The sequence below is a fragment of the Pontibacter sp. HJ8 genome (genome assembly GCF_054824225.1).
The window spans coordinates 1-9,085 of sequence record NZ_JSYF01000134.1 but is presented as its reverse complement, the minus strand read 5'-3'; the positions used below and the strand labels follow the sequence as shown (position 1 = coordinate 9,085).

The window sequence follows — 9,085 nt, the reverse complement described above, 5'->3', positions numbered from 1 at the left end:
TCTTCTCAAGGTTGGCCATTTCGTGCGTTTTGCGCTCCTCCATGTAAGTGCGCCGATGCTCATGCACCTTTTCCGAAGCCTGTATAAAGCGCTCCCAGATCGGATCACGCTGATCGTTTGGAACGGGTCCAATGTTTTTCCACTCCTCGTGCAGATGGCGCAGCTCCTGTAGTGCTTTGTTGATGGAGGGCTCCTGTTGCAGCGCCTCGGCACGTTCAATCAGTTGCAGTTTGGCATCCAGGTTACGTCTTCTATCCAGCTCCTTCAGCTCAAAGAACATGCTGCGGTTGTTGTAGAAGATATCCAGCAGCGCGTGGTATGAATCCCACAACTCCTGGGCTTCACCCGGAGGAACCGGTCCGATCGTTTTCCATTCTGCCTGCAGCTTCTTCAGCTCATCACTGCTGCTTTTGGTTTCGGCCGATTCAACCAGCTCCCGCAGCTTTTGAAGTATTTCGCGCTTACGGTCCAGGTTGCTGTGACGCTGTTCTTCGGTTTGCTGACGCTCTCTGTAACGGGCTTCCCGGTAGGCACTGTATACCTGCTCGAGTTCCTGGTGCTCCATCGGTGCATGATACTCGAAGTCTTCGTCGGTCCCGCCTTCCAGCTTGAAGCGCTCCAGCGCTTCTGCTCTTTCAGCCTGAAACACCTGGTCGTAGAAGCGATGAAGGTCATTTATCTTCTTGTATTTTTTGCCGGCGTCCGGACCTTTGAGTAATTGGCTTAGCATGGCACGCAGCTCGCCTATACCCAGTTGGCTGTAGTCTGTAGCGTCCTCGTCTTCATGCTCATCCTCCTCGTGGTTCTCCTCTGTTACAGGCGTACCCGATGTGGTAGCGGCAGTAGCAGCGGGAGGGGCTGTCGCAGGAGCAGGGGCCAGTAGGACTGGCTCTTCGGCAGGATCATTTTCCGGTAAGGGCGCTTCTGCCGTGGTAGCTGTCGCCTCTGTAACAGCTGTTTCGACCGGATCCGATTCAGGTAAATTTGCTTCGGCAAAAACCTCTGTGATTTCTTCTGAATTTTCAGCCTCGGTTTCCGATGCCAGTTCCGGCGTTATTTCTGGTTGTTCTTCCTTAGGCACACCCTCATCCGATGTTAGTTGCCCGCTTTGTTTTTTTGCGTTTATCTCAGCAAGGCGTTGTTCTAAAATATTCATCGGGGACTCAGCCTGTTGCTGATTGGCACGGGCATCGTCTTGCTGCTGGGGCTTATTTGCCTCAGCCCTATTCGGGTCGGTATGCTGATTCTCAGTAGTCATAACTTCAGGTTTTGGTACAGTGGTAGAAGCTTTAGTTTAGCCGGGGGTCTACAGGGTAATTGGATAGTACCTTGTATTTCCCTCCCATTTCGCGCAAAATGCTGCGCCAAAGGGAATCTGCCTCTAAATTAAATAATTTATTAGCAGCATTGTTGTTTACAATCCAAACATTTTTATCGATCTCTTCCTGCAGCTGACCCGGTGTCCAGCCCGAATAGCCTAGGAAAAACCGTATTTCAGAAGGAGACACGAGGCCGGAACCGATCATGGTCCGCAGCATTTCAAAGTCACCACCCCAGTATACATCCTCACCCAGTTTCACAGCCTGAGACAATTGCGTCAGGCGATGCACATAGTGCAGGGTATTATACTGCACCGGTCCTCCGATACCCAACTCTGCTTCAAAACTATCACTATAAACATCGATCACGTCGGATAGTTTTAAGTTGGACATACGGTTCAACACCAGGCCAAATGTCCCCTCGTCCTCACTGTGGCTGCAGATCAGGACCACTGTTCGTTCAAAGTTTGGGTCACCCAGGAATGGTTCCGATATCAGTATACTCCCGTTCTGAGGTTTATTTAAGTTGTCTTCCTCCATGTGTCTATAGGCTTTTATGTCCTGCTCGTATCTGTTTACTTTCCTGAGCAAATTACGCAGTACTTGTTTACCCCTTCTTACGGAAAGCAGGCAATATGGTATTAAAACGAACACCTGCCGCTGAATTTGAAAGGAGCTAAAGGCAAAAGCGTGACAAAGGTATACCTATAGGTAAAAAATTTTATACGTAATATCCCAAAAACAATTGAAATTATTACAGTGATAATTAAAATTTACCTGCAGCAGATTATTTTATAATTTTGGGAAACTATTCGTCCCTACTATGTCGCTTCTACATGACATTGCCGCTATCCGCAAAAATTACTCCCGGCAGGAGCTGACAGAGGAATCTGTTTTGCAGGATCCCTTGGATCAGTTTAAGGTATGGTTGAATGAGGCCATCGCAGCGGAAGTATTGGAGCCTACGGCGCTGGTCCTTTCTACGGTTTCAGCCGACAACCGCCCTTCTGCGCGCGTGGTGTTGCTAAAAGAAGTCTCGCCGGAAGGATTTGTTTTTTATACCAACTACGACAGCCGCAAAGGACTGGAGCTGGCACAGCAGCCTTTTGCATCCCTGACTTTTTTCTGGGCAGAGCTGGAGCGGCAGGTGCGCGTGGAAGGCCGCGTGACAAAGGTGCCCGCCCGGGTATCGGATGACTATTTCCATAGCCGTCCGAGGGGCAGCCAGATAGGTGCCTGGGCTTCTCCGCAAAGTCGCGAGATACAAAGCCGGGAAGAACTGGAAGTGGCCGACAGGCACTACAACGAAGCGTTTTCCAATCAGTCCGTTGTGCCCCGCCCCGCGCACTGGGGTGGCTATGTCCTGCAGCCGGAGCTGATAGAATTCTGGCAGGGCCGGCCCAACCGTTTGCACGACCGTATCGTGTTCGAGCAACATGGCGGCACCTGGAAAAGGAAAAGACTGGCTCCCTGAAATAAATTTTTGATTACTCATTTGTACCTGCAATAGATGGCAGAAATACTACCTATAAAAGCCTGGCGCTACACCGAAGAGCTGGATCATTCGATTGAGGATCTCACCTCTCCCCTGTTCGATGTTGTGTCGGCCAAACAGCGCGAAGCCTTATACCGCAACCCGCTCAACAGCATTCATCTGTCTGTGCCGCGTGGGGAGCGCCCTGCCGAGGAAGCCGCCCTGCTGCTGGAGGAATGGAAAGCAAAAGGTATACTGGCACAGGATCCGCTTCCCGGAATCTATGTGTACTATCAATACTTCCGGCTGACGGGCAGCGATAAGGAATATTGCCGCAAAGGCTTTATCTGCCATATCAAAGCCTATGACTGGGATGAAGGCGTGTTGCTGCGTCATGAGAATACGATCCCAAGCGCTGTGAATGACCGGATCGATTTGCTGGACAAAACACAACTGAACACCAGCGCCACGCACGGACTGTATACCGATCCGGAGTTTCTGCTGGAGGCCTACATGGACGAGAGTATAAAGACGCCTTTGTATGTTACTGAAGACTACCAGGGCGTGCGGGATGTGCTGGCTGTGATACACGATCACCCGATCATCCGGCTTTTTGTGGACACCCTCCGGCAACGGCAGGTGCTGCTGGCCGACGGGCATCACCGCTACGAAGGTTCGCTGGAGTACCGCAAGAAAATGATGGCGCAAAACGCTTCCCATACCGGGTTCGAGCCTTACAATTATCACCTGATGTACCTTACCAATACCGAGTCGGATGACCTCCGCATTTTGCCCACGCACCGGGTGCTGGAGCAGATGGACTATACGGATGAGGAATTCCTGGATAAGCTGCGCGATTATTTTGTGGTTACCCCCAAGGAGGATGTTTACGAGCTGAATGAAGTGATTGTAGGCAAAGACTGGGCCTTCGGGCTATACCTGTCCGGCAATGCCTACAAGCTCAGGCTGAAACCGGAGGTGCATTCGCTCATAGACTGGCAGGTGCCGCAGGAGGTCAAAGACCTGGACCTGACGGTGATGCATTATTTTATTTTTGAAAAAGTGCTCGGCATCGGCCGGGAAGAACAGCGCAACTATAGCGGTCTGAGTTATGTACGAAGTTTTACCGCCTGTGTCAGCCAGGTAGATTCCGGTCAGGCACGCCTCGCCCTCATCACCAACGATGTATCCATGGCACAAGTAAAGCGGGTGTGTTTCAGCGGTGCAACCATGCCCCAGAAGTCTACTTTTTTCTATCCGAAGGTGATCTGCGGATTTTTGTTCAGCTCCATCAAAGAAGATGAATTTCTCACGGCCCCTGCTGCTTGCCTCTAACTCCCCGCGCCGCAAAGAATTGCTGGCCGGGCTCGGGCTTACTTTTGAAGTGCGCGTCAAAGAAGTGCACGAAGATTTTCCGGAACACCTGCAGCGGGAAGAAGTGGCCGAATACCTGGCTTCCCATAAAGCCGATGCCTACGCCAGCGAACTGCAGGAGGAGGTGCTGATTACGGCCGATACCATCGTTTGCCTGGGCGAACGCATCCTGAACAAACCGGCCGATGCGGCAGAGGCGTTTGAGATGCTCCGCGCGCTATCGGGCACCTCGCATGAGGTCATCACCGGAGTATGCCTGCTGTCTCGTGAAGGGAAAACCGTATTTCATGATGTGACGAAGGTATACTTCAAGCAGCTGACGGATGAGGAAATACACCATTACATCACCCACTTCAAGCCTTTTGACAAAGCCGGCGCCTACGGGATACAGGAGTGGATCGGCATGATCGGCATTGAACGGATCGAAGGTTCCTACTTCAACGTGGTGGGGCTTCCCGTGCAGAAATTATACGAGCAGCTGGTACGCTTAAACTTTTAAAGTAAATCATTTACAGGTATAGGTAGGAACTATTGCTCTCTTAAACTGTTGCGCAGAGGTATACCTTAGCTACTTATAATAATCACCCTAATTAGATAGATGTCATTAACAAAATTATACCTGGCAGCGGGCAAAGAGCATTCGCTGAAGCGTTTTCATCCCTGGGTTTTCTCGGGCGCCATCAAAAAGCTGGAAGGACCTGATCCGGAAGAGGGCGATACGGTCGAAGTATATTCCAACCGCCATGAGTTTTTAGGCATGGGCCACTGGGCGCCCGGCTCAATCGCTGTTCGGATCATCTCATTTGAGCAGACAGAAGCCGATTATACCTTCTGGAAAAACAAGATACAGCAGGCCTACGACTACCGCAGCCGCCTGGGCCTGACGGAGAATCCGCATACCGACGTTTACCGCCTGGTATACGCGGAAGGCGATGGCGTACCCGGCCTGATCGTGGACGTGTACAAAGATGTTGCGGTGGTTCAGACGCACTCCGTAGGGATGTACCGGGTGCGGGAACATGTTGCGAAGGCGCTGCAGGAAATTTATGGCAGCCGCTTGCGGGCCGTGTATGACAAGAGTGCGGAATCGTTGCCTGCCAAGGCACCTGTTGAGGCTGTAAACGGCTACCTGTTCGGAGAGTCTGCCGGCGGCGTTGTTGTGACGGAATATGAGAACCAGTTTTTTGTGGATTGGGAAGGAGGCCAGAAAACAGGCTTCTTCATTGACCAGCGCGAAAACCGCGACCTGCTGGCCCGTTACGTCAAAGACAAATCGGTGCTGAACACTTTCTGCTATACCGGCGGGTTCTCGGTTTATGCCCTGAATGCGGGTGCCCGGGAAGTACACTCGGTAGATGTCTCCAAAAAGGCCATCGAGATCACCGAAAAGAATGCCGGCCTGAGCCAGGCCCCTGACCGCCACGAAGCCTATGCTGTCGATACCTTCGAATTCCTGAAAGGAAAAGAAGAACTCTACGATGTGATCATACTCGACCCGCCGGCTTTTGCCAAGAGCCAGAAGGTGCGCCACAATGCTCTGATGGGCTACAAGCGCCTGAACGCTGAAGCCATGAAAAAGATCAAGCCAGGCGGTATCCTTTTCACCTTCTCCTGCTCCCAGGTAGTGGACAAGTACCTGTTCAACAACACCGTGATGGCGGCTGCCATAGAGGCCGGCCGTACCATCAAGATCATGCACCACCTCTCCCAGCCAGCCGATCACCCGATTTCGATCTTCCATCCGGAAGGTGAATACCTGAAGGGGCTGGTGCTGTTTGTGGAGTAAGGTATAACCGAAACAGAAACAAAAAAGGCAGGTGCTATACCTGCCTTTTTTGTTTCTGGTGCTAGAGATATTGCCCGAGCGAGTAAAGGGTCCCTCCTGCTATCGTCTGCGGCAACTCCATCCGGATGCGCCATTCCTTCGGATAGTAATTATTTAGCCGGTTACCGACTTGCTTGGCCCAGCCAAGCGGAAAGCCCTGGTATTGCAGGAGTATCCAGTCGTTGCCGTTGCTATCCAGGCTGATGTCTTCTTTGCGGAGGTAACGCAGGGCTGCCTCCAGTTCAAGCTCCTCTGTCCTGAAAACGGCTTTGTTGAGGTGCTGCGAGAGGGCCAGCGCATGGAGCGGTTTTAGTTTTTTGCCTTTCACTTCTGCTACTTCTATACCTGCATACACGACGTACAGCTTCTGGTATACCTGGTCGGCTGCTTCAAACAGGCTGGCAGGTATAGCCGACATGACTTCTCCGTGTTGCAACCAGGTATAGCGCTCCGGCTGCACCAGCCAGTTGGCCACCAGTGCCTGCTCTTTTTTGCCAGCAGGTGTGAGTTTATGTTTTTTCTTTTTGGAGGAGGTGGCGCTGTGGTCGTCCTGCGCTTCCCCTGCTTTGCGGATAACAGCCAGGAAAAATCCTTCTCCCTGTACCTGATGCGGGTAAAAACGATACCCCGTCACACCATCTTGCTCCGAAGGCACCACCCCCCAGGCCGGATCAAGGTCAAGGGAAAGACTGGCGGCATTTTCCTGCCCGGCCAGCCAGACCATGTTGTTTTCGTTTTCCGCTTCATTCCAGGTGCAGGTGCTGTAGATGAGTGTTCCCCCCGGCTTCAGGGCTCCCCATACATCCATCAGGATGCGTTGCTGCCGCTGGGCGCATAGTTTTACATTCTCTTCTGACCACTCCTGCACGGCCTGCGGGTCTTTCCGGAACATACCTTCGCCACTGCAGGGCGCATCCACCACCATCACATCAAAGAAATCCTCCAGTCTGCCAAAGTCACGCGGATCGTTGCTGGTGACCAGCACATTGCCGCTCCCCCACTTGGTCACGTTCTCGGCCAGGATGGAGGCCCGGCTACGTATGACTTCATTGGATACCAGCAGGCTGTCTTGTGAAATAAGGCTGGCGATATGCGTTGATTTGCCGCCGGGCGCTCCACACAGGTCCAGCACTCGGAGTGGCTGGGCAAGGTCTACTGTTTGCCGAAGCGCCTGCTCCAGGAACATGGAACTGGCTTCCTGTACGTAGTAGCCACCGGCATGCAACAAGGGATCAAGCGTGAAAAGCGGGCGCTCGGGCAGGTAGTAACCCGTTTGCGTCCAGGGTACAGATGGAAGTTCCGGGGAAGCAGGGAGTTTGAGATTGTTCAGGCGTATGCTGACAGGTGCCGGCTGTAGCAAGGCTGTCTCAAAGGGAATATAAGCTGTGCCCAGCTGCTGCTGCATGCGCGTAACAAAAGACTTTGGTAGTTCCATCCCCAAAGTTACAGCTATTTCAGTTTCAGCGGAAGTAGAAAACTGCCCATTATTGTAAAAACAATGCAATTCTAACCATGCTGCGAAAACCGGTTTATACCTGTTGTTGCCGTAGCTGCAGGTATTCTGCTACGACCGGTACGTCGGCAGGGCACCAGTCATAGGTTTTCAGATCTTCCGTATTAACCCAATGATAGGCCCTGTGCTCTGCCAGATGGATCACGCCGTTGTTGTACTGACAGATAAAAGGGATAAGTTCTATTATTTTATGGACATCCTGCTGCAGCACCGGTGTCAGGCGCTGTGTTGTCGTTATGTTCAGGCTAAGCTCTTCCTGAATCTCCCGTATGAGACAGGCTTCTTCGGTTTCACCGTCTTCCAGCTTACCACCCGGAAATTCCCAGAGCAGGGGGAGCGCCATTGTTTCGCTGCGTTGCGTCACCAGCACCAGTCCCTGCTGTTCGATGATGGCACAGGTTACTTTGATAATCATGTTTAAAGTTAGGCAATAACCTGCATGCAATTTCTTTTTTATTTGAAAACCCGCTTTGCCAGAGCGGTTTCAGTATAGTAAAAAAAGTAGCCCGCAAACAGGCAGATTCCCAGATTCAGGTACGTATTTGTATTCTGGGGCACCAGGCCAAAGTACAGCACCTGCACCAGAAAAATATGATAAGAGGCTTTTCCCGTCTCGGCCATCATGCCTAACACTTTATTATCAGACTGCTGCGGGAAGAGCAGGATGAACAGGTAGACGAGCAAAGCCGCAAATGGAAAAGTGAGCGCTACCTGCGCTTGCCACTCCGGCCTGATGTACGGAAGCAATAGCCCCAGGTATAGCTGCCCGTACAGCAAGACGGCACTGCCCAGGCCGATCAGTACCAGGATCCATTTGCCGGTATTTTTTTCGGATGAAACGATGGTTGAGAGCCACAGTCCGAGCGCTATGGCGGAGAGATACCTGAAAAAAGCAGCGTCGTAGAGATAACGGTCTTCATTAAAGAAGGCGATGCGGTAAGCAGTCAGCAGAAACACGACTTCCAGCAGGACAAGTACAAGCAGGGTGCGTGCCGGCCATCTGAAATAACAATAGCCGATGAGCGGAAGCAGCAGCACGGATTGCAACAGCAGCGTGATAAAATAATTGCCCTTCCCGGAAACAGGCAGCACGCCGATAAAATTTTCCCATCCCAGAGTATACACATTCTGCCCATACAGCCGCTGCCAGGTATAGCCGGCAACCAGGGCGATGCCATATAGCAGCAAGAGCGGCAAGAGGATGCGTAGTCCCTTTTTCTGGAAATAATGCGCGGTATAAAGATGGTGGAAATGAAGTGTTTTGCTGCTATACGACAAGCCCAGGTTCAGCCCCATCGTCACCATGAACAAGGGCACTGCTTGCCAGATGTGAAATATGGCATAGCTCCCGACCAACTCTTCCCGTGTGAGCGAGTGCAGCAGTAAGACAGCAACGATGGCCAGGCCTTTGACGATGTCTATTTGTTGGAAGTGCTGTTTCATTTTGTGTTGCTAAGAGCAGCTATACCTGGCAGCGGCTCTAAATGGCAGAAGGCATACCTGTTCGGCATGCCTTCTGCTTAGTCTGAATACCTATACCTTATTTTAATTTTTCCTTTAGTATTTCGAACTCTACGGCC

The 9,085-nt window shown here is 51.8% G+C and carries 9 protein-coding genes; 4 read left to right on the top strand and 5 right to left on the bottom strand.

Translation table 11 applies throughout. The annotated features are described in order from the left end of the window. Positions 1–1,258: DUF349 domain-containing protein (locus OB13_RS07325; protein ID WP_461489503.1), on the bottom strand; the 1,258-nt coding region annotated here is incomplete at its 3' end. A 31-nt stretch (positions 1,259–1,289) separates the two neighbouring features. Next, on the bottom strand, positions 1,290–1,859 hold the full coding sequence (locus OB13_RS07320) for a YqgE/AlgH family protein (protein WP_461489502.1): 570 nt from the start codon (positions 1,857–1,859) through the stop codon (positions 1,290–1,292). A gap of 283 nt (positions 1,860–2,142) precedes the next feature. Between OB13_RS07320 and pdxH the strand changes: the two genes are divergently transcribed. The 4 genes from pdxH to OB13_RS07300 all read left to right on the top strand — a co-directional run bounded on the left by pdxH (position 2,143) and on the right by OB13_RS07300 (position 5,953). Next, on the top strand, positions 2,143–2,793 hold the full coding sequence (gene pdxH / locus OB13_RS07315) for a pyridoxamine 5'-phosphate oxidase (RefSeq protein WP_461489501.1): 651 nt from the start codon (positions 2,143–2,145) through the stop codon (positions 2,791–2,793). Positions 2,794–2,829: 36 nt separating this feature from the next. Next, on the top strand, positions 2,830–4,128 hold the full coding sequence (locus OB13_RS07310; protein WP_461489500.1) for a DUF1015 domain-containing protein: 1,299 nt from the start codon (positions 2,830–2,832) through the stop codon (positions 4,126–4,128). Continuing rightward, on the top strand, positions 4,094–4,666 hold the full coding sequence (locus tag OB13_RS07305; protein ID WP_461489499.1) for a Maf-like protein: 573 nt from the start codon (positions 4,094–4,096) through the stop codon (positions 4,664–4,666). The genes OB13_RS07310 and OB13_RS07305 overlap by 35 nt, the downstream gene beginning before the upstream one ends. A gap of 99 nt (positions 4,667–4,765) precedes the next feature. Continuing rightward, a complete protein-coding gene (locus OB13_RS07300; RefSeq protein ID WP_461489498.1) occupies positions 4,766–5,953 on the top strand; it encodes a class I SAM-dependent rRNA methyltransferase in 1,188 nt (395 codons plus the stop codon). A 61-nt stretch (positions 5,954–6,014) separates the two neighbouring features. Here OB13_RS07300 and OB13_RS07295 read toward each other — a convergent pair whose 3' ends face one another. From OB13_RS07295 to OB13_RS07285, 3 genes are all read right to left on the bottom strand, one after another. Then, positions 6,015–7,427 carry a methyltransferase RsmF C-terminal domain-like protein gene (locus tag OB13_RS07295; RefSeq protein WP_461489497.1) on the bottom strand — a complete coding sequence of 471 codons (1,413 nt, stop codon included), beginning with the start codon at positions 7,425–7,427 and terminating at the stop codon, positions 6,015–6,017. A gap of 94 nt (positions 7,428–7,521) precedes the next feature. Beyond that, on the bottom strand, positions 7,522–7,920 hold the full coding sequence (locus OB13_RS07290; protein WP_461489496.1) for a (deoxy)nucleoside triphosphate pyrophosphohydrolase: 399 nt from the start codon (positions 7,918–7,920) through the stop codon (positions 7,522–7,524). A 38-nt stretch (positions 7,921–7,958) separates the two neighbouring features. Next, positions 7,959–8,948, bottom strand: a complete 990-nt coding sequence (locus OB13_RS07285) for an acyltransferase family protein (protein WP_461489495.1) — start codon at positions 8,946–8,948, stop codon at positions 7,959–7,961. Positions 8,949–9,085 lie beyond the last annotated feature (137 nt).